The following is a 23,254-nucleotide window of genomic DNA, read 5'->3' on the forward strand; positions in this document are numbered from 1 at the left end:
GGGGCCGTACGCGCCGGGGGTCACCTTTGCGGGACGCCGAGGGGGCGCCGAGGGGGCGCTGCGGAGGCGTTGCGGGGGCATTGAAGGGGCGCTCACCAGCACCAATGTCCCGGCTCCGCGCGGCACGGCGCTCCCGGTCCCGCACGGCGCGGCGCTCCCGATCCCGCGCGGGCGGGTGCGGGCGGGTGCGGGCGGGTGCGGGCGGCCCCCGGCTCTCCCACCCCTTCCGGGGCGTCCCCCGCCGCGGCGTTCTAGCGTTGCGGTGTGTCCTACTTCGATGCTGCTTCCGCCGCTCCCCTGCATCCCGTGGCCCGGCAGGCGCTCGCCGCCAGTCTCGACGAGGGATGGGCCGATCCGGCGCGCCTGTACCGGGAGGGCAGGAAGGCCCGGATGCTGCTGGACGCGGCGCGCGAGACGGCCGCCGACCTGGTGGGGTGCCGGCCGGACGAGCTGGTGTTCACCTCCTCCGGCACCCGGGCGGTGCACACGGGCGTCGCCGGGGCGCTCGCCGGGCGGCGGCGGGTCGGACGGCACCTGATCGTGTCGGCGGTCGAACACTCGTCGGTGCTGCACGCGGCCGAGGTGCACGAGGCGGACGGCGGGTCGGTGACGCAGGTCGCCGTGGACCGGACGGGAGCGGTCCCGGCCGGGGCGTACGGTGCCGCGCTGCGGCCGGACACCGCGCTGGCGTGTCTGCAGTCGGCCAACCACGAGGTGGGGACCGTACAGCCGGTGGCGGAGGCGGCCGAGGCGTGCCGGGCGGCGGGGGTGCCGCTGCTGGTGGACGCGGCGCAGTCGCTGGGCTGGGGGCCGGTGGAGGGCGGCTGGTCGCTGCTCGCGGCGAGCGCCCACAAGTGGGGCGGGCCGCCCGGGGTCGGGCTGCTCGCCGTGCGCAAGGGGGTGCGGTTCGCGGCGCCGGGGCCGGCCGACGAGCGGGAGGCGGGGCGGGCGCCCGGGTTCGAGAACATCCCGGCGATCGTGGCGGCGGTGGCCTCGCTGCGCGCGGTGCGGGCCGAGGCCGACGCGGAGGCGGCGCGGCTGCGGGAGCTGACGGAGCTGATCCGGGCGCGGGTGCCGCACCTGGTGCCGGACGTGGAGGTGGTGGGCGACCCGGTGCGGCGGCTGCCCGGGATCGTCACCTTCTCGTGTCTCTACGTCGACGGCGAGGCGCTGCTGCACGAGCTGGACCGCGCCGGTTTCTCGGTGTCCTCCGGCTCGTCCTGCACGAGCAGCACGCTCACCCCGAGCCATGTGCTGAAGGCGATGGGCGTACTCAGCGAGGGCAACGTGCGGGTGTCGCTGCCGCCGGGCACGGCCGCGCGGGACGTGGAGCGCTTCCTGGAGGTGCTGCCGGAGGCGGTGGCGGCGGTGCGGGCGAAGCTGGGGGCGCCGGCGCCGGCCGCGGGGGCGGCCGTGGGCGGGCCCGCGCTGGTCGTGGACGCCCTCGGGCGGCGCTGCCCGATTCCGGTGATCGAGCTGGCGAAGGCCATCGGGGACGTGCCGGTGGGCGGCACCGTGCGGGTGCTGGCCGACGACGAGGCGGCGCGGCTGGACATCCCGGCGTGGTGCGAGATGCGCGGGCAGAAGTACGTCGGCGAGGAGCCGGCGGACCGCGGCGCGGCCTACGTGGTGCGGCGGACCTCGTAGTGGCCTACGTGGTGCGGCGACCTCGTGGACCGCGGCCCGGCGGACCGCGCAGGCCCGGGCCCGCCGTACCCCGTGGACCAGGGCCCGGCGGACCACGTGGGCCGCCGTCCGCCGGGCTTCGCGGGTTGCCGCCCGCCGGGCCTCGCGGGCCTGGAGGGCTACGACAGGTGCGCCCGGACCTCGGCGGCGGCCTCGTCGCCGTAGGCCTTGGTGAAGCGCTCCATGAAGTGGCTGCGGCGCAGGCGGTACTCCTGGGTGCCGACGGTCTCGATGACGAGGGTGGCCAGCATGCAGCCGACCTGGGCGGCGCGCTCCAGGGAGACGCCCCAGGCCAGGCCGGAGAGGAAGCCGGCGCGGAAGGCGTCGCCGACGCCGGTCGGGTCGGCCTTGCGCTCCTCCTCGGGGCAGCCGACCTCGACGGGGTCCTCGCCCTTGCGCTCGATGCGGACGCCGCGTGCGCCGAGGGTGGTGATGCGGTGGCCGACGCGGGAGAGGACCTCGTCGTCGCTCCAGCCGGTCTTGGTCTCGATGAGGCCCTTCTCGTACTCGTTGGAGAACAGGTACGCCGCCCCGTCCACCAGTATCCGGATCTCCTCGCCGTTCATGCGGGCGATCTGCTGGGAGAAGTCGGCGGCGAACGGGATGTTCCGCGTGCGGCACTCCTCGGTGTGCCGCAGCATCGCCTCCGGGTCGTCGGCGCCGATGAGGACCAGGTCGAGGCCGCCGACGCGGTCGGCGACGGTCTTCAGCTCGATCAGGCGGGCCTCGCTCATCGCACCCGTGTAGAAGGAGCCGATCTGGTTGTGGTCGGCGTCCGTGGTGCACACGAAGCGGGCGGTGTGCAGGGTCTCGGAGATGCGCACGGAGTCGGTGTCGACGCCGTGCCGCTCCAGCCAGGCCCGGTACTCGTCGAAGTCGGCGCCGGCCGCGCCGACCAGGATGGGCCGGGTGCCGAGCTGACCCATGCCGAAGGCGATGTTCGCGCCGACGCCGCCCCGCCGTACGTCGAGCTTGTCGACCAGGAAGGACAGCGAGACCGTGTGCAGCCGGTCCGCCACGAGCTGGTCGGTGAAGCGGCCGGGGAACGTCATGAGGTGGTCGGTGGCGATGGAGCCGGTGACTGCGATGCGCACGGCGTGGACTCTCTCCTGGAGGGGAGGGGGATGGACGGTTCACGCTACCGGGTCGGCGCGGTGCCCCTGAAGGCTCCGAGCGGGTCAAACCTACCCGATGGTAGATCTTTCTCCGCGGGCTCGAGCGTGCCTACGGTGCGGTTATGACGAACCTCGAGCCTCACCGCACGGCCCCGGCCGAGTCCGACGGCGGCCTGGAGGCGCTGCGTGGCGACTGCCTGCGGATGGCCCCGCACTGGGCGCCCCCCGAGCCGGGCGTGTCCCGTCCCGTCTCCCCCTCCCGCATCCACGGCGTGTCCGTGCCGGCGCGCTCGGCCCGGCTGCTCGACGCGATGTCGGAGTACGGCGACTAGCACGGCGGTTCCGTCCGGACCGGCCGGGCGCCGGCCGCAGTCCTCGACAAGCGGCCGCGGCCGGTCCTGTCTCGACGGCTCGGCGGGCGGCCGCGACCGACCCTGCCTCGACGGGCGGCCGTGGTCGGCTCTGCCTCGACGGATCCAACGGCCCTGCCTCGGCGGGCGGCCGTGGCCGGCCCCGCCTCGACGGGATCCAACGGCCCTGCCTCGACGGGCTCTAACCGGTGAAGCCGTCGCGCAGGATGCGGCGGGCCACCTCGGTGCGGGCGGCGGCGACCTCCTGGTCGATCCGGTGCTTCCGGTCCGCGTCCAGGACCACGGCCGCCTCCACGTGCGGGCCGTCGAGCAGGCAGGTGCGGCGCAGGTGGGTCGGCGGGTGAGTGGCGTCGACGCGGTGCCCGCGCCGGGCTCCGACGCGCCGCTGCCGCTCGTACTCGTACTCCGGGACGGACGCCGTGTACGCGGTGAGCGCTCCCCACAGCTCGTCCGCGCGGGCCGCGGCCTCGCGGGTGGACCGCGAGCCACCGAGGGCGGCTTTGCCGGACTCGCTCCGCAGGAACACGCCGAGCGAGTCCGCTATCAGCAACCGGTCCATGAGCGCCGCCGCGGCCTGTGTGGAGGCGACGCGGGCGGCCAGCCGGTCGGCGAGGTACTCGGCGCGCACCCCGGCCCGCGCGGTCAGCCGGAGGAGAAGCGCGAGCACGCCCCGGACCAGCAGCCTGGGCAGGACGTAGAGCACGTTCACGACCATCTCGGCCGGGGACGGGTCGGGCAGCGGCCGGAGGGTGTGGTGCCACAGGGACAGGCTCCGGACCGCCGTGCGCACGACGAGGCCGTGCCGGGTGTCGCCGTTGGCGTAGTGCCCCAGCTCATGGCCGAGCAGCGCGATCCGCTCCTCCGGCGTGAGGATCTCCCACAGGGGCATGCCCAGGACCAGCAGCCGCCGGCCGCGCACACCGTAGGTCGTGACGGCGGCGTTGACGCGCTCGTCCACCACGACCGCGTGCACCCCCCGGGTGCCCACCACGCCGGCGATCTCGTCGACGAGGGCGAAGAGTTCGGGCGCGTCGGCGCGGAACAGGACGGGCCGGTCGTCGGGCAGCTTGGGGAATCTCGGTACGAGCACCGCGGCCACGGCCAGGAGCAGCAGGCCCAGGAACGTGCCCGGGCCGCCCCGGCCCGCCACGGCGCACCAGACGCCGACGACCGCCAGCACCACGGTGACGCCGTGCACGGCGAGCGCGAGCGCGACGGCCAGGACCGCCGGGGCGTCGCGCCGCGGGCGGGGTTCCGCCCCACTCAGCATCTCGGCGAGCAGCTGCTCGCCGTGCCGTCGGGCGAGGGCCTGTTCCGCTCGCGCGAACCGTTTCGGCTCCGGCTGCGGCGGCTGCGGATCCAGGTTCCAGTCGCAGGCGGCGCACCAGGCGATGAACCGGCGGTCGACCCGGATCCGCGTGCCGCACTGCGGGCACGGCCGTGTCGTCTCCTCCGCGACCGCGGACATGACGGCTTCCCCTCCCCCCATTCCGGACGGCTCCCCCACCGGGCCGCCCGTACAGCGCGTCGGGCAAGTCGACCATGCGGACGGGGACGGGTGAAAGGCGCGGTCGCCGTCCCGGACCGCACCGTGATCCAACCGCAACCCGTACGGCGGGACGACGCCGATCGCACCGGCCCAAAGCGGACCGCGCGGGCAGCCGGGGGTGTCGTCCGGACCGGCGCGCCACAGACGCGCGCACGGGGCGTCTGTGGCGCGCCGCCACGGTCCGTCGGCCCGGCCCGAACGGCGCTCCCCGGCACGCCCGGCGCGAGGGCCGGGGAACCGACCGCTCCCCCGCTGCGTCCCATCGGCGTCCCCCAGGAGGGGGATGCGGCATACGACCCGCCGGCGGCCTCTTTGTCAGGGCCGGGTCAGGGTCGTAGGGAGAGCTGTGCAGCCGAAGGAGCGATGCGGTGAACGCCGAGCGACCCGACAAGGACGACGAGGTCCGGGCCGGAGCCGAACCCGGGGCCGGGACGGAACCCGAGGTCGGGGGCGGGGCCGAGGTCGGGACCGAACCCGGGGCCGCGGGCGAGGCCGGGGCCGGGACCGAACCCGGGGCCGCGGGCGAGGCCGAGCCCGACGCCGGGATCGGGGCTGAGGTCGGGGCCGCCGAGGCCGACGCCGAGGCCGGGGCTGAGAGCGGGGCCGAGCCCGACGCCGAGGCCGGGGCTGAAGTCGGGGCCGGCGCCGGGCAGTCCGCGGGCGGCACGGCGAAGGAGCCGGGCGCGGCCGACGGCACCCCCGGGAGCGAGGGCGGCAGCGGTAGCGGTGCCGGGAACGAGGGCGGCGACGGCACCGGCGGCGAGAACGGCGACGGCACCGGGAGCGAGGACGGCGACGGTGACGTCGTACGGACCGGTCGGCGTCGTACCCCGCTGGTCGTCGCCTCCGTGGCGGCCGCCGTGCTGCTCGTCGGGGGCGGTGGGGCGTACCTCGCCGCGACCGCGTCCGGGGAGGGCCGCCCGGTCCCCGGTGCGGCATCCGGTGACACCACTCCCCCGCCGCTGGCCCTCGACGGCTGGTCGGCGCCGTCCGCGAGCGCCCCGGACGGTGCGTCCGGCGGCACGTCGAACGGCACGTCGAACGGCATCGCGCCCGGTGAGCCGAATCCGTACGGCCCGACGTACCGGGCTGCGGGCCCGCTCCCCGAGGGGCCGGGCAAGGCGCCGGTGTACCTGGCGCGGGGCGAGGTGACCCGGGCGCAGGTGGCCCGGCTGGCCGAGGCGCTCGGTGTCGAGGGGACACCGGTGGCGCAGGGGACGGTCTGGCGGGTGGGCGTCAAGGACGGGTCGGGGCCGACGCTGCGGGTGGAGCGGCAGGCGCCGGGGACGTGGACGTTCAGCCGGTACGCGCCCGGCACCGACGACTGCAAGAAAACCGCCCCCGCCTGCACCCACGACCCGGCGGCGCCCACCGTCCGCGCGGTGGGCGAGGCCGCGGCGCGGAAGGCGGCCGCGCCGGTGCTGGAGGCACTCGGCCAGGACGGCGCGCGGGTGGACGCGAGCCGGGTCATGGGCGCCCAGCGGGTGGTCGACGCCGACCCGGTGGTCGGCGGGCTGCCCACCCACGGCTGGACGACCGGGCTGACCGTGGACGCGCGGGGCGAGGTGGTCGGCGGCAGCGGCCGGCTGGTGGCACCGGTCAAGGGCGACACGTACCCGGTGCTCGACGCGCGCCGGACGTTGGACGAGATGAACCGGGTCCCGCGCGGCGACCACCGCATGGGCATCGGCGGCTGCGCGAGCCCGGTGCCGCTGAAGGACCGGTTCGAGACACCGTGCGGGTCGGGCGGGACGCCGGACGGGGCAGGCGGAACACCGGACGGGGCGGGCGGAACACCGGCGCGGCAGGAGGCCACGGTCGAGCACGCGGTGTTCGGGCTGGCGGCGCGCTCGGTGCGGGGGCGGCCGGCACTGGTGCCGTCCTGGCTGTTCACGGTGCGGACGCCCGACACGCGGGACGCCGCCACGGTGACGTACCCGGCAATCGACCCGGCGTACCTGACCTCCGCGGCGTCCGCGACGCCGAGCCCGCGGCCCGACGACGGCACCGGCGGCACCGGCGGCACCCCGGCCACCCGGGACGTGAAGGTCACCGGCTACACCGCCGAGGGCTCGGACCTGACCGTCGCCTTCCAGGGCGGGGTGTGCTCGGACTACCGCGTCACGGCGCGGGAGAGCGCGCGGAAGGTGACGGTCACCGTCACCGAGAGGTCCCGTCCGGGCCGGGTCTGCATCCTGATCGCGAAGCTGTACCACCGCACCGTCCACCTCGACCGCCCGCTCGGCGACCGACAGGTCGTGGGGTCGGACGGCAAGGTTGTCCCGCGGGAGAAGGCGGACACGCGGCCGCCCGCCGCGTCCTCGCCGACGCGGTAACCGCGACAGGCGCGGCAGCCGCGGAAGGTGCGGAAGGCGTGAAAGGCGCGGTAACCGCGGAAGGCGGTGGGACGAAGAGCGGCGGACAGACGCCGGACGAAGAGCCGGTGGACAGGCGCCGGACGAAGAGCCGGCGGACAGACGCCGGACGAAGAGCCGGAAGGCGGCGGCCCCGTGGGAGGGGGCCGCCGCCTTCCTGGTGATCAGCCTGATCCGCGTCCGGCTCAGCTGAAGGAGTCGCCGCAGGCGCAGGAGCCGGTGGCGTTGGGGTTGTCGATCGTGAAGCCCTGCTTCTCGATGGTGTCGACGAAGTCGATGGTCGCGCCGTTCAGGTACGGAGCGCTCATGCGGTCGGTGACGACCTTCACCCCGCCGTAGTCCTTCTCGACGTCGCCGTCGAGGGAGCGCTCGTCGAAGAAGAGCTGGTACCGCAGGCCGGAGCAGCCGCCGGGCTGGACCGCGACGCGCAGCGCCAGGTCGTCACGGCCTTCCTGGTCGAGCAGGGCCTTGACCTTGGCCGCGGCGGCGTCGGTCAGGATGATGCCGTCGGTGACGGTGGTGGTCTCGTCCGATACGGACATCTACATCTCTCCCGGGTTGTACGGAGACTGCTTGCCGACGGGTGCAACCGCCAGTGCCGCGGATTCATTCCGGGCCGGGCACGAACACCGACGCCGGTTCCGCGCTTCGGCGCCGGATCGGCGCCTCGACGCAGGACCCGTGCTTTCCGGTTCCTCGTGCCCCGCTTCTTCATGCTCGCACATGCGCGGCGAAGCGCACACCGCCCTTCGAGGGGCCCTGGGCGCCGGGCGGCACCGGGCGATCACCGGGTGACGCCGGACAACACCGGGCGTCGGCGGGCGACATGCAGGCGCCGCCGGGCGGCATCGGGCGGCATCGGGATTCACGTCACATCGACGCAATCGCCATCGTCAAACTGACGTGAAGCGGTTATGATAAATAGCGTCAGATCGACGAAAAGTAGAAAGGGTGCGTGACGTGACCACCGCCCACACCCAGGAGCTCGACGTACAGCCGACGCCCCTCGCCCTGCTCCTGCTCGGCCGCGAGGCCGACCCGAGGAGCGAGCGCGGCGTCGAGTGCCCCGGCGAGCTTCCCTCGCCCTCCGACCCGGACCTGGTGGAGCGCGCCCGCGCCGCCAAGGAGAAGCTCGGCGACAAGGTCTTCGTGCTGGGCCACCACTACCAGCGCGACGAGGTCATCCAGTTCGCCGACGTCACGGGCGACTCCTTCAAGCTGGCCCGGGACGCGGCCGCGCGCCCGGAGGCCGAGTACATCGTCTTCTGCGGTGTGCACTTCATGGCGGAGTCCGCGGACATCCTCACCGGCGACCACCAGAAGGTGGTCCTGCCCGACCTGGCCGCCGGCTGCTCCATGGCCGACATGGCGACGGCCGAGCAGGTCGCCGAGTGCTGGGACGTGCTCACCGAGGCCGGCGTCGCCGAGCAGGTCGTGCCCGTCTCGTACATGAACTCCTCCGCCGACATCAAGGCCTTCACCGGCAAGCACGGCGGCACGATCTGCACCTCCTCCAACGCCCGGCGGGCGCTGGAGTGGGCGTTCCAGCAGGGTGAGAAGGTGCTGTTCCTGCCCGACCAGCACCTCGGCCGCAACACCGCCGTCCGCGACATGGGCATGTCCCTGGACGACTGCGTGGTCTACAACCCGCACAAGCCGAACGGCGGCCTGACCGCCGAGGAGCTGCGCGCCGCGAAGATGATCCTGTGGCGGGGCCACTGCTCGGTCCACGGCCGCTTCAACCTGGACTCGGTCAACGACGTGCGCGAGCGCGTCCCGGGCGTGAACGTCCTCGTCCACCCCGAGTGCCGGCACGAGGTGGTCGCCGCGGCGGACTACGTCGGCTCGACCGAGTACATCATCAAGACCCTGGAGGCGGCCCCGGCCGGCTCCAAGTGGGCCGTCGGCACGGAGCTGAACCTGGTCCGCCGCCTGGCGAACCGTTTCGCTCCCGAGGGCAAGGAGATCGTCTTCCTCGACCGCACGGTCTGCTTCTGCTCGACCATGAACCGCATCGACCTGCCCCACCTGGTCTGGGCCCTGGAGTCCCTCGTCGAGGGCAAGGTGGTCAACCGCATCGAGGTCGACAAGGAGACCGAGGCGTTCGCGAAGCTCGCGCTGGAGCGGATGCTGGCGCTGCCGTAACGGGCGTCGACGCCGCGCCCTTCGCACAGAACACACAGAAGGGGCCTCTTCCGCTTCCACCGGAAGAGGCCCCTTTCCCTCCGCCCGCCACCGCCCTGGTCTCCTCTCCAGCACGCGCACGCACGGGGCGGAAACGACGACGCGGACGTAGCGCGCTGGTCTCCTCCCAGCACGCGCACGCACGGGGCGGAACGACGGCACAGCGCGACCGGGCCGACCATCTCGCGATCGCGGTTCCGGGACCCCGGCCCACCCGCCCTGCTCCCCGCACGCATGACGGCCGCACGCATGACGGCCGCCCTGCCGCCGCAACGCCGCGCGACTCGGCGAGCACGGTGGAGAAACCCGGCCGCAGACGGGAACCGACCCCCGAACGACCGCCTCCCCCGAACGACCGCCTCTTCTGAACAAGCGGACTCCGAGGCCGTCTTCGTACACCAACCCCCCTCCACCGGCGGCCTGATGACACGGCGGTATGTCGAGCGGGGCGACAGCGCGCAGATCACCCGGCGGGCTCCCCCACCAAGCCGCCGTACCGCCGTACCAGAGGGCGCCGGACGCGCCACTCCCCCTCATCGACGGGTGCGGCAGGCATTCCCTCCCCGGGCCTCATCTCCCTTACAGAACCGGGGGAAAGCCCTGTCTTCCCTGTGCCGCCACCGCGGCAGCCGCCCCTCACCCTCCCGATCGCCCTTCACCCACACCGGCTGAGCCGGACCGCCCAACCAGCCGAACGGTGCCGAACGACCGCCCCCTTGTCTCCCCTCCCACGTGACTACACGGATGAAATCCAGCCCACCGCTCCTTCCAGGAAAACCGGCCCGATCTTCCCGGCAACCTCTCCGTCACGGCAAAAAGCGCTTAGTATGCACTGCCAACCCCCACGCGACCAGAATGCGAAACTTGCACCACATGTCGGATTCTCAAATAGTGCAACAATACCTGCCCACCGCCCAATAAACACCCAGGTCACGCCCTCTGCTCCCCGCGCCTGCGGGGATGGTCCCCGATAAAGTCTTACGCGCGCGTACTACTTTGACTGCTCCCCGCGCCTGCGGGGATGGTCCCAACCGGCTCGCCGACGCCCTGCAGACCCAGGCCTGCTCCCCGCGCCTGCGGGGATGGTCCCAGCAACACACTCTCCTGGTCAGGTACTTCACTCTGCTCCCCGCGCCTGCGGGGATGGTCCCCCTTGAAAACGGCCAGGGCTACTCGTCGCCCCCTGCTCCCCGCGCCTGCGGGGATGGTCCCTGGCCCGCCGTATCTGGTGCCGCCTCGCCCAACTGCTCCCCGCGCCTGCGGGGATGGTCCCCGGTCTCGACGACCGCGCCGTGCCCCACCTCCGCTGCTCCCCGCGCCTGCGGGGATGGTCCCTCCCAGAGCACCAATACCTCCCGCGTGCGGCGGCGCCGGCCGTCTCCGCAAGCCCCGTTTCCGGCCGCCGCCCCACCCCTGACCTAATCCTCCGCCAGCCGCGCTCCCCGGCTCTCCGCGATCCGCAGCGCGTCGCCGAGCGCCTCCGTCAGCCGCATGCTCGCGAACCGCAACTCCCGCTCGTCCAGCGCCGGTTGCCGGAGCAGTGTCCGCGCCGCCGCCAGGATCGTCTGCGCCGACTCGATCAGCTCCGCTTCCACCGTGTCCGCGAGGCGGGACAGGCGGCTGTTGGGGTCGTCCGTGCTGAGGTAGCACGGACGACCCTCCGGCGTGGTCCATGGCAGCAGCCGCAAGGGGGTCCCCGTACCGTCGCGCAACACCTGACACCGCTCCTCTCCGATCGGGGATCGGGGATCGGGGATCGAACACCCGAAGTCCCACATTCGAAATCCGGCATTCGGAATTCGAGGTCCGGAACCCAAATCCCGGAAACCGCCTCCCCGGCGGTTCACGACCCGCCACGATTACCGTGTGCGCCGCCATCATCGCGCTGCGCACACATCGCAGGCAGGGGCCTCGCGTCCCGGCCTGAAGAACGGGACAACGGAGGAGCCGAACCATGACGTTCAAGCCACAGACACTCCCCCCGTACCTGTCCGCCCGGCACTACTTCGGTGCCGAGCAGCGCCGTCACCGCGAGGCCGCCGGGCTGTCCCTCGTCCAGCTCGCCGGCATCGTGAACTCCAGCAAGAGCACGCTGGCCCGGGTGGAGACGGCGGAGTTGATGCCGCCGCCGGACCTTCCCGACCGGCTGGACGCCGCGTTCGGCACGGACCGGCACTTCCACGGCCTGTACGAGCTGGCCAAGCGTGAGGCACACCCCGACCAGTACCGCCGGTTCATGGACTTCGAGGCGCAGGCGGACGTCATCGAGAACTTCGGAGCGCAAGCCGTCCCCGGTCTGTTGCAGACCAAGGAGTACGCCTTCGCTCAGCTCAGCCTCCGGGAGGATCTGCCCGGGGAGAAGGTGGAGGAACTGGTCAACGCCCGTATGTCCCGCAAGGACCGGCTGCGCTCGGCCCGCCCTCCGCTGCGGTGGGCAATCATCGACGAGGCGGTCCTGCGGCGGCCGATCGGCGGCAGGGAGTGCATGCGCAAACAACTGGCCGCGCTGCTCGAACAGGTGGATACTCCGGACAGCAAGGTGCAGGTGATGCCCTTCAGTGCCGGTGGGCACTATCTGTTGGGCGGCGCACTGACCCTGCTGACCCTTCCCAACGGCTCCACCATGGCCTATGAAGAGAGCATCGAGGTCGGCCACCTCTACGAGGACCGGGACTCGGTGAAGAAGTGGCGGCGACGCTACGAGGTGCTGCGCGCCAACGCCCTTTCCCCATCGGCCTCGGCGGAGCTGATCCGAGACGCGATGGAGGACCACACGTCATGCGACACACCCCCGAACTGACCTCCGCCCGCTGGCGCCGGAGCAGTTACAGCAATGCCAACGGGGGCGAATGCGTCGAGGTCGCCGAGAACGTCCCCGGCGTGGTCCCCGTCCGCGACAGCAAGAACCCCTACGGCCCCGTCCTCGTCGTCCCGGCCGCCGCGTGGGACGCGTTCGTCAGCTCCCTGAAGGAGAAAACGCCCTGACGGGCGTTCGGAAGTTCATCCTCCCCTCGGCCGTACCAGCCCCGACTCGTAGGCGATGACGACCAGTTGGGCGCGGTCCCGGGCGCCCAGCTTGGTCATGGCGCGGTTGACGTGGGTCTTCACGGTGAGGGGGCTGACTTCCAGGCGTTCGGCGATCTCGTCGTTGGTGTGGCCGGCGGCGACCTGGGTCAGGACCTCGCGTTCGCGGACGGTGAGGGCGGCGAGGCGGGCGGCGTGCTCGGAGGCGCGGTCGTCGCCGGAGGTGCCGTCCTGGGCGAGGAAGCGGGCGATCAGGCCCTTGGTGGCGGCCGGGGAGAGCAGGGACTCGCCCTCGGCGGCGGCGCGGATGCCGTGCAGCAGCTCCGCCGGTTCGGCGCCCTTGCCGAGGAAGCCCGCGGCGCCCGCGCGCAGCGCCTCCACGACGTAGTCGTCGACCTCGAACGTCGTCAGGATCAGGACGCGGGCGTGGGCCAGTTCGGGGTCGGCGGTGAGGGTGCGGGTGGCGGCGAGGCCGTCGGTGCCGGGCATGCGGACGTCCATGAGGACGACGTCGGGCCGCAGTTCCCGGGCCAGCCGTACCGCCTCCGCGCCGTCGGACGCCTCCCCCACCACCTCCATGTCGGGCTCGGAGTCCACCAGCACCCGGAACGCGCTGCGCAGCAACGCCTGGTCGTCGGCGAGCAGCACGCGGATCGCGCGGGTCGTCATACGGGGTCCTTCGCCGGGTCCGCCGGGTCTGCCGGGTTCACCGGGTTCGCCGGGTTCACCGGGTTCGCCGAGTCCGCCGGGTCTTCCGCCGGATCCTTCACCGAGCCCTTCATCGGGTCCTTCACCAGGTCCTTCATCGGGTCCTTCACCGTCCGGGCCCGGGGCTCGACGGGCACCTCGATGGGCAGGACGGCATGCACTCGGAAGCCGCCTCCGTAGCGGGGTCCGGTGGTGAGGGTGCCGCCCAGCGCGGTGACCCGCTCCCGCATCCCGAGCAGCCCGTGTCCACCGCCCTGTCCGTCTCCACCGCCCTGTCCGTGCCCGCTGCTTTGTCCGTGCCCGCTGCTTTGTCCGTGCCCGCTGCTTTGTCCGTGCCCGTCGCCCTGTTCGTGTCCGTCGCCCTGTTCGGGGGTGGCGTTCCGGCCGGCGCCGTCGTCCAGCACGGTGATCTCCACGGTGGAGCCCACGCGGACGACGCTGACTTCGGCCCGCGCCCCGTCGCCCGCGTGCTTCCGCACGTTGGTGAGGGCCTCCTGCACGATCCGGTAGGCGGCCAGGTCCACGGCGGCGGGCAGGTCGGTGCCCTGGTCGGCGCGGGCCACTTCGACGGGGAGCCCGGCGCTGCGGAAGGTGCCGGCGAGTTCCTCCAGGCGGTCCAGGCCGGGGGCGGGTTCGGTGGGGGCCTGCGGGTCGTCGGACTGGCGCAGCAGGCCGACGGTGGCGCGCAGTTCGTTCAGCGCGGAGCGGCCGGCCTCGCGCACGTGCCGGAGGGCTTCCTTGGCCTGGTCGGGGCGCTTGTCCATGACGTGCGCGGCGACCCCGGCCTGAACGTTGACCAGGGCGATGTGGTGGGCGACGACGTCGTGCAGGTCGCGGGCGATGCGCAGGCGCTCCTCGGCGACGCGGCGGCGGGCCTCCTCCTCGCGGGTGCGTTCGGCGCGTTCCGCGCGTTCCTCGATCGCCTGCACGAAGGCGCGGCGGCTGCGGATCGCGTCGCCGGCGGCCGCGGCCATGCCGGTCCACGCGAAGATCGCCAGGTTGTCCTGCGCGTACCAGGGCAGCGGGCCCGCCAGCATCGCCGTGCCGGTCAGCACCGTCATGGTGAGCAGGCCGACGCGCCGCGTGGTGGGACGGTCGGTGGCGGCGGCGACCGTGAACAGCGCGACGACCGCGCACATCGCGACCGGGGCGCGCGGGTCGGCGGTGACGACCTCGACGACGGAGACGGTGCCGGTGACCGCGAGCACCGGCAGCGGGGCACGGCGGCGGAAGACCAGCGCGGCGGCGCCGACCGCCATCAGCACCAGGCTGAGCGCGGCCGGGGTGCGGACGGTCCACGTCACGCCGCCCGAGCCGTGCGGGCCGACGAACGAACCGGCCACCATGCACACCAGCACCCCCGCCGCCAGCACGGCGTCGAGCGCCAGGGGGTGGGCCGCGAGACGGCAGCGGGCGCGATCCAGGGTGCTCACGGCTGGGTGTACGTCCCTTTGGTGGTGACCGGGGTAAGCCGGGGTGGCCGTCGTGGCCTGCCGGGGTGGGCCGCGGCCGGCCGGGGTGGGCCGTAACCGGCCGGGGGCCGCCGCCCCCGCGCCGGCGGGGCGTGCCTACCCCGGGATCAGGCCGTCGTCGCTGAGCAGGTTCCGGACCTCCTCCAGGGTCGCGTCGGGGGCCGGGAGGATCAGGTCGGAGGGTTCGAGGGAGTCGTCGGGGACGGGTTCGCCCAGCTCGCGGACCTTGGTGAGCAGGGCGTGGAGGGTGCGGCGGAAGCCGGGGCCGTCGCCGTTCTCCATCTCCCGCAAGAGTTCGTCGTCCAGCGGATTCAGCTCGGCGAGGTGGCCGTCGGCCAGTCTCACCTGTCCCTCCCCCATGATCCGTACGATCATGTCGCCCTCCTCGGCGTGGGCTCCGGCCTACGGCTCGGAGTGCTGCTCTCGGACTGCTGCTCTCGGACTGCTGATGCGTCCTCTCGGACCGCCTTCGGACTACCGCCTACGGACCGCCTTCGGACCGCTCACCAACCGCCTACTGCTTGTCGAACCGCGGGGTGTCCTGCGACTGCTGCCCGGACGGGGGCGGCGTCTGGGCCTCGCCGGTGCCGCCCTCGATGGCCTGCCGCTGCGCGGACGGGCCGCCGGCCAGCTCGGCCTTCATGCGCTGCAGTTCCAGTTCCACGTCCGTACCACCGGAGAGCCGGTCCAGCTCGGCCTGGATGTCGTCCTTGTGCATGCCGGTGGGGTCGTCGAGGGCGCCGGAGGCGAGCAGTTCGTCGATGGCGCCGGCGCGGGCCTGGAGCTGGGCGGTCTTGTCCTCGGCGCGCTGGATGGCCAGGCCGACGTCGCCCATCTCCTCGGAGATGCCGGAGAAGGCCTCGCCGATCCGGGTCTGGGCCTGGGCCGCGGTGTAGGTGGCCTTGATGGTCTCCTTCTTGGTGCGGAAGGCGTCCACCTTGGCCTGGAGGCGCTGGGCCGCCAGGGTGAGCTTCTCCTCCTCGCCCTGGAGGGTGGCGTGCTGCGTCTCCAGGTCCGTCACCTGCTGCTGGAGCGCGGCGCGGCGGGAGAGCGCCTCGCGGGCCAGGTCCTCACGGCCCAGCGCGAGCGCCTTGCGGCCCTGGTCCTCCAGCTTGGAGGACTGCTGCTGCAACTGGTTGAGCTGGAGTTCCAGGCGCTTGCGGCTGGTCGCCACGTCGGCGACGCCGCGGCGGACCTTCTGCAGGAGTTCCAGCTGCTTCTGGTACGAGTAATCGAGGGTCTCGCGCGGGTCCTCGGCCCGGTCCAGGGCCTTGTTCGCCTTCGCGCGGAAGATCATCCCCATACGCTTCATGACACCGCTCATGGGCTTCGCGCGCCCCCTTCTGACCGACTCCGGCTCCAGCTCTGCGACAGAACCCACAGTACGGGCCCTGCATCCATTGACGCACTGTTCCGGGGCGGATGCGCTCCTCCCCGAGAACGACTGCGCTCCTTTCCTCCTCCGGCGCAGGGAGTAGGGACGGCTCAGGGTTCCGTTCTCCTACAGACGACCGGTGTTGCCGGATCGTTCCCCGCCGGGCTGGGGTCCACGCGCGGGAAGCCCTTACCCTTGGGTTTTGTGTTCCGTAGCCGTGCCAAGGAAGAGAAGGCCCCGGCCGCCGTCAAGGCGCCGGTGACCGACTCCAAGCAGCCCCGTGACCCGCAGGCCCCCAAGGGCCGGCCCACGCCGAAGCGCAGTGAGGCCCGCTCGCAGCGCCGCAGCGTGGCCAACACGCCGATGACGCGCAAGGAGGCCGCCAGGCGGCAGCGCGAGGAGCGCCGGATCGCCCTGGAGCGGCAGCGCCAGGCGCTGGCCGGCGGCGACGAGCGCTACCTCCCGGCCCGCGACAAGGGGCCGGTGCGCCGTTTCGCGCGCGACTTCGTGGACTCGCGGTTCAACATCGCGGAGTTCTTCCTTCCGGTGGCCGTGATCATCCTGGTGCTGAGCACGGTGCCGTCGCCCGCGCTGAAGAACCTCTCGCTGCTGCTGTGGCTGGTGGTGATCGTGCTCATCGTGCTCGACTCCGCGGTCACCGGTTTCCGCCTGCGGAAGCGGCTCGCCGAGCGCTTCCCGAACGAGAACCGGCGCGGCGCCGTCGCCTACGCGCTCATGCGCTCCCTGCAGATGCGCCGGCTCCGGCTGCCCAAGCCGCAGGTCAAGCGCGGGGAGCGGCCCTGAGCACCACGGAGGTCCCGGGGGGCGCGGCCGGCACCCGGCTGAGCGGGGTGGACGGTCTGCGGGACGTCGTACGGCAGGAGCTGGTGGCGCGGCAGCTCGACGAGCAGATAGCCGGCCGGTTCCGGGTCGGGCGGCGGCTGCGGGTGCTGGACGTCGGCATGGGCCGGGGCACGCAGGCGCTGCGGCTGGCCCGGGCCGGGCACGACGTGACCGGCCTGGAACACGACCCGGTGCTGATCGCCGCGGCCCGTGAGGCGCTGGCGGCCGAGCCGGAGGGCATCCGGGAGCGGATGCGGATCGTGGAGGGCGACGGCCGGGACACCGGGGTGCACTTCCTGCCGGGCAGTTTCGACGTCGTGCTGTGCCACGGCGTGCTGATGCACGTCGAGGAGCCCGACCCGCTGCTGGCCGGACTGGCGCGGATGCTCGCGCACGGCGGGCTGCTGTCGCTGCTGGTGCGCAACGGCGACGCGCTCGCGATGCGGCCGGGCCTGTCCGGCGACTGGGCGGGCGCCCTGGCCGCCTTCGACACCACCACGTACCTCCCCCGTGCCCGGACGGACTCGAACGGGGAGACCCCCGCCCGCCCCGGCCCGGAGGCGCGCGCCGACCGGCTCGGCGAGCTGACGGCGACCCTGGCGGGGATCGGGGCGCCGCTGTACGCCTGGTACGGCGTGCGGGTCTTCACCGACACCGCGGCCGACGACGCGGAGATCCCCGCCGACCTGGAGCAGTTGCTCGCCGTCGAGGAGCGCGCCGGGCGCACCGACCCCTACCGCGGGGTGGCCGCCCTGCTCCACCTGTGCGGGGTGCGGGACTGACCCCCGCCCGGGTGAGCGGCTGAACAGGGTCTGGTCGGCGGGGTGGTCGGGGCGGGGCCGACCCCCGACCGGGTGAGCAGCGCGGGCCGGGCGGCGGGGCCGCGGTGACACTCGGGGCATGGAGGCATCCCGTGTCCGTGGCCCGCGCCCGCTGCCGTCCCTGCCGCTGCCGCTGTCCCTGCCGTTGTCCCGGCTGCTGTCCGCCGCCGTCCTCGCGCCTCTCGCGCTCCTCGCGGCGTGCACGCCGTCCCCGGAGTCCGCGGTGTCCGGCGGCGGGCGGGACCGCGCGGACCCCGCGCGGGACGCCGGTGCCGCCGCCGTGCCGCGCGCCGCGGCCGACCTGCAGAGCGACTACCTGCGGGTGATCAAGAACGTTCTGCCGTCGGTCGTGCAGATCCAGTCCGGCGACGCGCTGGGATCCGGCGTGGTGTACGACGGCAAGGGCCACATCGTCACCAACGCGCACGTCGTCGGCGACCGCCGCACCTTCAAGGTGACCACCGCCAACAGCCAGACCGAACTCACCGCCCGCCTCGTCTCCTCCTACCCCCAGCAGGACCTCGCCGTGGTGCGGCTGGAGAAGACCCCCCGCGGACTGCGGGCCGCGCGGTTCGGGGACTCGGCGAAGGTGCAGGTCGGACAGATCGTGCTCGCCATGGGCTCGCCGCTCGGGCTGTCCTCCAGCGTCACCCAGGGCATCGTCTCGGCGACCGGGCGGACCGTCACCGAGGGCAGCGGGAACGGCGGCACGGGCGCCACCATCGGCAACATGGTGCAGACGTCCGCCGCGATCAACCCCGGCAACAGCGGCGGTGCCCTGGTCGACCTGGACGGGCAGGTCATCGGCATCCCCACACTCGCCGCGACCGACCCCGAACTGGGCGGCAGCGCCGCGCCCGGCATCGGCTTCGCCATCCCGGCGTCCATGGTGAAGACCGTCGCCGGCCAGATCGTCTCCCGGGGCCGGGTCACCGACTCCGGCCGGGCCGCGCTGGGCATCACCGGCCGCACCGTCGTCGGCGCCGACTACCGGGCCGCGGGCGTCGCCGTCGTCGACGTCAAGCAGGGCGGCGCCGCCGACCGGGCGGGCCTGCGGCCGGGCGACGTCATCACCCGGCTCGACGGCACGGCCGTCCCGACCATCACCGCGCTCGCCGAGGCCCTGGCCGCCGACCGGCCCGGCCAGCGCACCACGGTGACCTTCCGGCGCGACGGGCGGGAGAGGAAGGTGGTCGTGACGCTGGGCGAGCAGTAGCGGCGAGGAGAGCCGCCTCGCGCGCGCCGCGCCGTCCCGGCGGTTCGCCACGTCCACCGTTCCGGCGGTGCGCCGCGCCTGCCGTCTCATCGACGCGCCGTGCCCGCCGTCCCGGCCGTGCGCCACGTCCACCGTCCCGGCCGTGCGCCACGTCCACCGTCCCGGCGGTGCGTCACATCCACCGTTCCGGCGGTGCGCCGCGCCTGCCGTCTCATCGACGCGCCGTGCCCGCCGTCCCGGCCGTGCGCCACGCCCGCCGTCCCGCCCGTGCGCCACGTCCGCCGCGTTACGCCTGCTGCTCGTCCGCGTGCAGGCTCATCGGCCCGTAGACCTCCGTGGTGTCCTCGAACAGCCGCACCTGGTCCGCGCCGCCCTCCAGCAGGGCCCGCCAGTGCTCCCCGATCCAGCTCTCGGCGTCCCCCTGCGTGGTGAACTCCTCGGGCTGCACCGCGGGCTGGACCTCCGTCCCGTCGGCCTTCTCGAACCGCCACGTCCATGCCACCATGTACGCCTCCCAGGTGTCAGCACACTGCACAGCGGGAGCCGGATCTTGGTCCGGCTCCGCCCCGAGCCTATGCGGTGCGCCGGGTGCGCCGACAGCACACGCCGGCCCCCGCCGCCCGTACAGGAGTGCCCAGGACGGGCGGGGGATGTGCCCGGACGGGAGAATCGGGGGCGTGGACGTCACTCTGCTCGGCACCGGTGCCCCCGCGGGACTCCCCCGCCCCCACTGCCCCTGCGCGGCCTGCGCCACCGCGCTCGGCGCGCACGCGCGCGCGGCGACCGCGCTGCTCGTGGACGGGGCGCTGCTGCTGGACCTGACGCCCGGCGCCGCGCTCGCCGCCGCCCGCGCCGGGGTCTCGCTCGGCGGCGTGCGGCAGGTGCTGCTGTCGCATCCGCACGACGGCCCGCCGGTGGAAGTGCCGGCCGGGCTGCCGCGGCCGGGGCGGGTGCCGGACGGGCGGGAGCTGGCGCTGCTGACGGGGCACCGGGTGCGGGCGGTGGCCCTGGACGCGCCCGGCACCGGGTACGCGGTGACCGGGCCGGACGGGCAGCGGCTGCTGTACCTGCCGCCGGGCGGCGCGCCGGCCGGGCTGGAGAGCGGGTCCGCCGAGCACTACGACCTGGTCCTCGCCGACGTCGTGGGACGGCCGGACGCGCTGGCGAAGCTGCGGTCGGTGGGGGCCGTGGGGCCGACCACGGACGTGGTCGCGGTGCACCTCGACCACGACGTGCCGCCCGGCGCCGAGCTGCTGCGCCGGCTCGCCGCGGCCGGGGCGCGGGCCGTGCCCGACGGGACGACGCTGGTGGCCGGCGCGTACGAGGACGTGCCCGACGTGCCGCGGCGCACGCTGGTGCTCGGGGGCGCGCGGTCCGGCAAGTCCGCCGAGGCCGAGCGGCGGCTGGAGGCCTTCCCCGACGTCGTCTACGTCGCCACCGGCGGCACGCGCGGCGGGGACACCGAGTGGGCGGCGCGGGTGGCCGCGCACCGGGAACGGCGGCCGGGGTCGTGGCGGACCGTGGAGACCTGCGACCTGGTGCCGCTGCTGAAGGACGACGGGCCGCCGCTGCTCGTCGACTGCCTGTCGCTGTGGCTGACCGACGCGATGGACTCGGTCGGGGCGTGGGACGACGCCGAGTGGGCCGGCGGGGGCGAGCGGGCGCTGCGGGAGCGGGTGCGGGAGCTGACGGAGGCGGTGCGCCACACCCGGCGCCCCGTCGTCGCCGTGTCGAACGAGGTCGGCTCGGGCATCGTGCCGGCGACGGCGGCGGGGCGGCGGTACCGGGACGAACTGGGGCGGCTGAACGCGGCGTTCGCAGCGGAGTGCGAGCACGTGGTGCTGGTGGTGGCGGGGCAGGCGCTGACGCTGCGTTAGGAGCGGGCCGGGCGCTTTCGCAAGGGGGCCGGGTGCTTTCGCCGGCGGGCCAGGGGGCTTCTTGCGGGTGGGCGGGGCGCTTCTCGTGGGCGGGCCGGGCGGCCCGGTGTCGGCGGGGTGCCGGTGGGGCGTCGGCGGGGTGCCGGTGGAGTGTCGGCGGGGTGCCGGTGGGGGTGCCGTCGTCAGGGCGTGCGCGCAATGATCCGGTAGCCGTTCGCCAGACACGTCCCCCGGGCCACCGGCGCCAGCAGGTGATCCAGCGTCAGCGCCGCCGCCAGCACCGGAAGGGCCGCGTACGTCACCGCCGCGCGCACCCCCCGGCGCAGGAGGGTGGGCGGGGCCGGGCGCCAGGGGGCGTCGCCGGCGGGGAGGACGCCGCACAGGGCGAGGAGGACGGCGGCCGACAGGTCGTGGGGGACGTGGGCGGCGCGGCGGCCGGCGGCCAGGATCGTGCAGCCGTGGGACTCCAGTTCCGCGCGCACGTTGGCCGGGCGCGGCAGGTGGAGGTGGTGGGGCTGGCCGTGCCCGGCCCAGTGGCGGCCGAGGAGGCGGGCGGGGGCGCTGCGCGGGTCGGGGAGGTCGATCAGGAGGTGGCCGCCGGGGCGCAGGACGGCGAGGGCGGCGCGGAGTTCGGCGCGCGGGTCGGGGGTGCGGGGCAGGTGATGGAACATGCTGACGACGTCGTAGCGGGCGCGCAGGCGGGCGGTGAGGGCCGGGTCGGTCAGCCGGCCGACGTGGGCCTCCTCCACGCGGCCGGCGTCGCGGGCGCGGACCACGCGGGGCGTGGCGTCCAGGCCGTCGAAGGAGGTGTAGGGGAACACCTGCCGCGCCACGAGCGGGAAGCCGGCGTCGCCGGTGCCCACGTCGAGCCAGCTCTCCGGCTCGCCGCGGCCCGGCAGGGCGCGGGCGGCCGCGCGCAGGCGGCGGCGGGTGGCGCGGGCGGCCAGCACGCGGGCGGTGAGACGGTCCAGGACGCCGGTGACGGCGCCGTGGGCCTCCGGAGCGAAGCAGCCGGAGCCGTCGTAGCAGCCGGAGCAGCCGGAGCAGTCGTAGAAGGCGCGGCCCTCGGCGGTCAGGCGCGGGTTCTGGAAGGTGTGCGCGCAGTCGCGGCACTCGTCGAGGACGAAGACGCCGGGTCCGCGCCGCAGCAGGTCGGGGGTGCGCAGCCGGGTGCGCAGCCGGCGCGAGCCGCACCAGGGGCAGTCCTCGCGGCGCGGCTCGTGGAAGTGGTCGGCGCCGCGGGCGAGTTCGGCGGCGCGGGCGGCGCGGCGCAGCGGGGAGATCGGCGGGGCGAGAGGGCTGGGCGGCATGGAGACGGCTCCCGGGGCGCGGGGGCGTACGGCGACCACGCACGCCCGCATACGACAATCCACTGCAAAACGGAACGTAGGGGACGCGGGTCCCGGGTGCAACGACGCCGTGCGCGCGGGGTGGCGGGAGGGCGACTCCCTGTTCGACCGGTGGCGGTACTGTTCGGCGAATGAGCTCGCTTAACCTCGACGACTTCACCGATCTGATCGAGCGTCCGGACGGCGGGGTACGCCGGGACGCCGAGGCGCGCCGGGAGCACCGGGTCGTGCCGCCCGGGACCCTGGGGCGCCTGGACGACCTGGGCGAGTGGCTGGCCGCGGCGCAGTCGGCCGTGCCGGTGCGGCCGGTGGAACGGCCGCGGGTGGTGCTGTTCGCCGGCGACCACGGCATCGCCGAGCTGGGCGTGTCGCGGCGCCCGGCGAGCAGCGCCGCCGAACTGGTGCGGGCGGTGCTGGAGGGCGGCCGGCCGGTGTCGGTGCTGGCACGGCGGCTCGGGGTGCCGGTGCGGGTGGTGGACATGGCGCTGGACTGCGACCCCGCGACGCTGCCCGCGGACGTCGTACGGCACCGGGTGCGGCGCGGCAGCGGCCGTATCGACGTCGAGGACGCGCTGACCCTCGAGGAGGCCGAGGCGGCGTTCCGGGCCGGGGTGGCGCTGGCCGACGAGGAGGCCGACTCCGGCACCGACCTGGTGGCGCTCGGCGACCTCAGCGTGGGCGGGACCACGCCGGCGGCCGTGCTGGTCGCCGCGCTGTGCGGGACGGACGCCTCGGTGGTGACCGGGCGGGGCGGCCTGGCCATCGACGACCTGGCGTGGATGCGCAAGTGCGCCGCGATCCGGGACGCGCTGCGCCGGGCCCGGCCCGTGCTCGGCGACCAGCTTCGGCTGCTGGCCGCGGTGGGCGGCGCGGACCTCGCCGCGACGACCGGCTTCCTGCTGCAGAGCGCGGTGCGCAAGATGCCGGTGATCCTGGACGGCGTCGTCTCGGCGGCCTGCGCGCTGGTGGCGCAGCGGGTGGCGTTCCGCGCGCCGGACTGGTGGCTGGCCGGGCACGCCAGCGGCGAGCCGGCGCAGGCCAAGGCCCTGGACCGGATGGCCCTGGAGCCGCTCCTGGACCAGGGGGTGCGGGTCGGCGAGGGCGTCGGGGCGCTGCTGGCGCTGCCGCTGGTGCAGGCCGCGGCGGCGCTGGCGGCGGAGCTGCCCGAGCAGCCGGAGGAGAAACCGGAAGAAGAGCCGGAGGATGCGCCGGAGGGGACGCCGGAGGAACAGCAGGCGCAACCGGAAGGCCGGCCGGAGGACTCCGGCACGGTGTGAGGCGCGGCCGGG

At 74.5% G+C, this 23,254-nt stretch carries 21 protein-coding genes and 1 CRISPR repeat array; of the genes, 11 read left to right on the forward strand and 10 right to left on the reverse strand.

Features of this window, described 5'->3' with window-relative positions; all coding sequences use genetic code 11:
* Positions 1-264: 264 nt before the first annotated feature.
* On the forward strand, positions 265-1,647 hold the full coding sequence (locus tag IE225_RS02010; RefSeq protein WP_190055503.1) for a cysteine desulfurase/sulfurtransferase TusA family protein: 1,383 nt from the start codon (positions 265-267) through the stop codon (positions 1,645-1,647).
* Between the two features lie 158 nt (positions 1,648-1,805).
* Here the strand turns inward: IE225_RS02010 and IE225_RS02015 are convergent, their stop codons facing one another.
* Positions 1,806-2,780, reverse strand: a complete 975-nt coding sequence (locus tag IE225_RS02015) for a carbohydrate kinase family protein (RefSeq protein WP_190055504.1) — start codon at positions 2,778-2,780, stop codon at positions 1,806-1,808.
* A gap of 143 nt (positions 2,781-2,923) precedes the next feature.
* On the opposite strand from IE225_RS02015, the gene IE225_RS02020 reads away from it, so the two are divergent.
* Complete coding sequence (locus tag IE225_RS02020; RefSeq protein WP_190055505.1) at positions 2,924-3,133, forward strand: hypothetical protein; 210 nt, start codon at positions 2,924-2,926, stop codon at positions 3,131-3,133.
* A 220-nt stretch (positions 3,134-3,353) separates the two neighbouring features.
* Here IE225_RS02020 and IE225_RS02025 read toward each other — a convergent pair whose 3' ends face one another.
* Entirely contained in the window at positions 3,354-4,640 is a 1,287-nt protein-coding gene (locus IE225_RS02025) for a M48 family metallopeptidase (protein WP_190055506.1), read from the reverse strand.
* A gap of 449 nt (positions 4,641-5,089) precedes the next feature.
* On the opposite strand from IE225_RS02025, the gene IE225_RS02030 reads away from it, so the two are divergent.
* A complete protein-coding gene (locus tag IE225_RS02030; RefSeq protein ID WP_229879131.1) occupies positions 5,090-7,057 on the forward strand; it encodes a hypothetical protein in 1,968 nt (655 codons plus the stop codon).
* 224 nt (positions 7,058-7,281) lie between these two features.
* On the opposite strand, the gene erpA is transcribed toward IE225_RS02030, so the two are convergent.
* A complete protein-coding gene (gene erpA / locus IE225_RS02035; protein WP_190055507.1) occupies positions 7,282-7,638 on the reverse strand; it encodes an iron-sulfur cluster insertion protein ErpA in 357 nt (118 codons plus the stop codon).
* Between the two features lie 418 nt (positions 7,639-8,056).
* Here erpA and nadA point away from each other — a divergent pair, with 418 nt between their 5' ends.
* Positions 8,057-9,241, forward strand: coding sequence for a quinolinate synthase NadA (gene nadA / locus IE225_RS02040; protein ID WP_190055508.1), 1,185 nt, complete (start codon positions 8,057-8,059; stop codon positions 9,239-9,241).
* A gap of 978 nt (positions 9,242-10,219) precedes the next feature.
* Positions 10,220-10,615: a CRISPR direct-repeat array (repeat unit 29 nt; unit sequence CTGCTCCCCGCGCCTGCGGGGATGGTCCC).
* 83 nt (positions 10,616-10,698) lie between these two features.
* On the opposite strand, the gene IE225_RS02045 is transcribed toward nadA, so the two are convergent.
* Positions 10,699-10,995, reverse strand: coding sequence for a hypothetical protein (locus IE225_RS02045; RefSeq protein ID WP_190055509.1), 297 nt, complete (start codon positions 10,993-10,995; stop codon positions 10,699-10,701).
* Positions 10,996-11,234: 239 nt separating this feature from the next.
* Between IE225_RS02045 and IE225_RS02050 the strand changes: the two genes are divergently transcribed.
* Both IE225_RS02050 and IE225_RS02055 read left to right on the forward strand, forming a co-directional pair.
* Positions 11,235-12,080 carry a helix-turn-helix domain-containing protein gene (locus tag IE225_RS02050; protein WP_190055510.1) on the forward strand — a complete coding sequence of 282 codons (846 nt, stop codon included), beginning with the start codon at positions 11,235-11,237 and terminating at the stop codon, positions 12,078-12,080.
* The gene (locus IE225_RS02055) at positions 12,059-12,265 is read left to right on the forward strand and encodes a DUF397 domain-containing protein (RefSeq protein ID WP_190055511.1); all 207 of its coding nucleotides are present in this window, start codon (positions 12,059-12,061) and stop codon (positions 12,263-12,265) included. Before IE225_RS02050 ends, IE225_RS02055 begins: the two co-directional genes overlap by 22 nt.
* 15 nt (positions 12,266-12,280) lie before the next feature.
* Here IE225_RS02055 and IE225_RS02060 read toward each other — a convergent pair whose 3' ends face one another.
* From IE225_RS02060 to IE225_RS02075, 4 genes are all read right to left on the reverse strand, one after another.
* A complete protein-coding gene (locus IE225_RS02060; protein ID WP_190055512.1) occupies positions 12,281-12,973 on the reverse strand; it encodes a response regulator in 693 nt (230 codons plus the stop codon).
* A complete protein-coding gene (locus tag IE225_RS02065; protein ID WP_229879132.1) occupies positions 12,970-14,445 on the reverse strand; it encodes a sensor histidine kinase in 1,476 nt (491 codons plus the stop codon). The genes IE225_RS02060 and IE225_RS02065 overlap by 4 nt, the downstream gene beginning before the upstream one ends.
* A gap of 135 nt (positions 14,446-14,580) precedes the next feature.
* Complete coding sequence (gene pspAA / locus IE225_RS02070) at positions 14,581-14,859, reverse strand: PspA-associated protein PspAA (protein ID WP_190055513.1); 279 nt, start codon at positions 14,857-14,859, stop codon at positions 14,581-14,583.
* Between the two features lie 139 nt (positions 14,860-14,998).
* Complete coding sequence (locus IE225_RS02075) at positions 14,999-15,787, reverse strand: PspA/IM30 family protein (RefSeq protein ID WP_190055514.1); 789 nt, start codon at positions 15,785-15,787, stop codon at positions 14,999-15,001.
* A gap of 237 nt (positions 15,788-16,024) precedes the next feature.
* Between IE225_RS02075 and IE225_RS02080 the strand changes: the two genes are divergently transcribed.
* The 3 genes from IE225_RS02080 (at position 16,025) to IE225_RS02090 (ending at position 18,739) form a co-directional block, all read left to right on the forward strand.
* Entirely contained in the window at positions 16,025-16,663 is a 639-nt protein-coding gene (locus tag IE225_RS02080) for a DUF3043 domain-containing protein (protein ID WP_190055690.1), read from the forward strand.
* Positions 16,664-16,746: 83 nt separating this feature from the next.
* On the forward strand, positions 16,747-17,484 hold the full coding sequence (locus IE225_RS02085; protein WP_190055691.1) for a class I SAM-dependent methyltransferase: 738 nt from the start codon (positions 16,747-16,749) through the stop codon (positions 17,482-17,484).
* A 118-nt stretch (positions 17,485-17,602) separates the two neighbouring features.
* Positions 17,603-18,739, forward strand: coding sequence for a S1C family serine protease (locus tag IE225_RS02090; protein ID WP_190055515.1), 1,137 nt, complete (start codon positions 17,603-17,605; stop codon positions 18,737-18,739).
* A 286-nt stretch (positions 18,740-19,025) separates the two neighbouring features.
* On the opposite strand, the gene IE225_RS02095 is transcribed toward IE225_RS02090, so the two are convergent.
* Positions 19,026-19,244: a hypothetical protein gene (locus IE225_RS02095; RefSeq protein WP_190055516.1), complete on the reverse strand. Its 219-nt coding sequence runs from the start codon at positions 19,242-19,244 to the stop codon at positions 19,026-19,028.
* A gap of 172 nt (positions 19,245-19,416) precedes the next feature.
* Here IE225_RS02095 and IE225_RS02100 point away from each other — a divergent pair, with 172 nt between their 5' ends.
* On the forward strand, positions 19,417-20,616 hold the full coding sequence (locus IE225_RS02100; protein WP_190055517.1) for a bifunctional adenosylcobinamide kinase/adenosylcobinamide-phosphate guanylyltransferase: 1,200 nt from the start codon (positions 19,417-19,419) through the stop codon (positions 20,614-20,616).
* A 182-nt stretch (positions 20,617-20,798) separates the two neighbouring features.
* On the opposite strand, the gene IE225_RS02105 is transcribed toward IE225_RS02100, so the two are convergent.
* A complete protein-coding gene (locus IE225_RS02105) occupies positions 20,799-21,926 on the reverse strand; it encodes a class I SAM-dependent methyltransferase (RefSeq protein WP_190055518.1) in 1,128 nt (375 codons plus the stop codon).
* 170 nt (positions 21,927-22,096) lie between these two features.
* On the opposite strand from IE225_RS02105, the gene cobT reads away from it, so the two are divergent.
* Positions 22,097-23,242, forward strand: coding sequence for a nicotinate-nucleotide--dimethylbenzimidazole phosphoribosyltransferase (cobT, locus tag IE225_RS02110; protein ID WP_190055519.1), 1,146 nt, complete (start codon positions 22,097-22,099; stop codon positions 23,240-23,242).
* Positions 23,243-23,254 lie beyond the last annotated feature (12 nt).

Origin of the sequence: Streptomyces echinoruber, from assembly GCF_014651135.1 — a bacterium.
Classification (GTDB): domain Bacteria; phylum Actinomycetota; class Actinomycetes; order Streptomycetales; family Streptomycetaceae; genus Streptomyces; species Streptomyces echinoruber.

What these genes read in the sequence shown, in the direction of transcription:
- IE225_RS02095 (WP_190055516.1), bottom strand. Translation starts at nt 19,244, where the DNA reads ATGGTGGCATGGACGTGGCGGTTCGAGAAGGCCGACGGGACGGAGGTC.
- IE225_RS02050 (WP_190055510.1), top strand. Translation starts at nt 11,235, where the DNA reads ATGACGTTCAAGCCACAGACACTCCCCCCGTACCTGTCCGCCCGGCAC.
- erpA (WP_190055507.1), bottom strand. Translation starts at nt 7,638, where the DNA reads ATGTCCGTATCGGACGAGACCACCACCGTCACCGACGGCATCATCCTG.
- IE225_RS02055 (WP_190055511.1), top strand. Translation starts at nt 12,059, where the DNA reads ATGCGACACACCCCCGAACTGACCTCCGCCCGCTGGCGCCGGAGCAGT.
- IE225_RS02075 (WP_190055514.1), bottom strand. Translation starts at nt 15,787, where the DNA reads ATGGGGATGATCTTCCGCGCGAAGGCGAACAAGGCCCTGGACCGGGCC.
- pspAA (WP_190055513.1), bottom strand. Translation starts at nt 14,859, where the DNA reads ATGATCGTACGGATCATGGGGGAGGGACAGGTGAGACTGGCCGACGGC.
- cobT (WP_190055519.1), top strand. Translation starts at nt 22,097, where the DNA reads ATGAGCTCGCTTAACCTCGACGACTTCACCGATCTGATCGAGCGTCCG.
- IE225_RS02020 (WP_190055505.1), top strand. Translation starts at nt 2,924, where the DNA reads ATGACGAACCTCGAGCCTCACCGCACGGCCCCGGCCGAGTCCGACGGC.
- IE225_RS02090 (WP_190055515.1), top strand. Translation starts at nt 17,603, where the DNA reads ATGGAGGCATCCCGTGTCCGTGGCCCGCGCCCGCTGCCGTCCCTGCCG.
- IE225_RS02105 (WP_190055518.1), bottom strand. Translation starts at nt 21,926, where the DNA reads ATGCCGCCCAGCCCTCTCGCCCCGCCGATCTCCCCGCTGCGCCGCGCC.
- IE225_RS02025 (WP_190055506.1), bottom strand. Translation starts at nt 4,640, where the DNA reads ATGTCCGCGGTCGCGGAGGAGACGACACGGCCGTGCCCGCAGTGCGGC.
- IE225_RS02060 (WP_190055512.1), bottom strand. Translation starts at nt 12,973, where the DNA reads ATGACGACCCGCGCGATCCGCGTGCTGCTCGCCGACGACCAGGCGTTG.